The sequence below is a fragment of the Streptomyces sp. NPDC059900 genome (assembly GCF_050270335.1).
Classification (GTDB): domain Bacteria; phylum Actinomycetota; class Actinomycetes; order Streptomycetales; family Streptomycetaceae; genus Streptomyces.
Map to the genome: position 1 here is coordinate 1 of NZ_JBNNJZ010000392.1, position 1,021 is coordinate 1,021.

Sequence of the window (1,021 nt, forward strand, 5' to 3'; positions counted from 1 at the left end):
CGTTATAGGAGGCCCACTTGCCCCCGAACTGCCCTACGGACAGCGGTGATTGGACGGACAGCCCCTCGCCGGGACCCGTAGCCGGCGCGGTCTCAGCCGAAGCCTCCGCGTCGGGAAGCGGCCCGGAGAGCCCGTGGCGCGTCAGGCGCCGCCGGACGGGAGTGATGTGCGGGGAGGGCCAGGACGGCTCCCCCACCCAGCGGCCGGGGCGCTCCTCGTACGACGTGGAGGGCGGCACGCTGTCCTGCATCCACGTCCGCAGCATCGGGCCTTCCATGGCGCCGTTGTCGACGCCCTTCAGCCAGTGGTCCCACCACCGCACGACTTCCTGGAGGTAGCCGATGGCCGGGCCCGGCTCACCGAGGTGGGGGAACTTGTGGGACCAGGGGCCGATGAGTCCCTTGCGCGGCACGTCCAGATTGCCGAGCAGCCGGGTCACGGCGTTCGAGTAGCCGTCCGCCCAGCCGCTCGACGCGAGGACGGGGCAGCGGACGGCCCTGTAGTCCTCGCAGACCGAGGCGTGCCGCCAGTAGTCGTCGCGGCGCTGGTGGCGCAGCCACTCGATCACCCAGGGGCGGGTGCCCTCCATCCGCTCGTGCCACATGTCGCGCCACCGGTCCCCGACCACGGCCGGGTCCGGGGGCATGGTGCCGTAGGCGAACATGGTGCCCGCCTCGGCGAGGTTGTCCGACAGGAGGGCGCCGCCCATGTAGTGCATGTCGTCGGCGTACCGGTCGTCGGTGAAGGAGGCGATGACGATGGCGCGCAGGCTCTCGGGCTGCCGCGCGGCGACCTGGAGCGCGGCGAAGGCACCCCAGGAGATCCCCATCATGCCGGTGGTGCCGTCGCACCAGGGCTGGTCGGCGAGCCAGGCCAGGACGTCCTCGGCGTCGGTCTGCTCCTGTTCCAGGTACTCGTCCTTGAGTACCCCTTCGGAGTCCCCGGTGCCGCGCAGGTCGACGCGCACACAAGCGTAGCCGTGCCCGGCGATGTAGGGATGGTGGACGGAGTCGCGCTCGGC

At 71.7% G+C, this 1,021-nt stretch carries 1 protein-coding gene; it reads right to left on the reverse strand.

Features of this window, described 5'->3' with window-relative positions; genetic code table 11:
* A partial coding sequence (locus tag ACQKIP_RS33615; RefSeq protein ID WP_427745015.1) for a CocE/NonD family hydrolase occupies window positions 1-1,021 on the reverse strand: 1,021 nt, incomplete at both ends.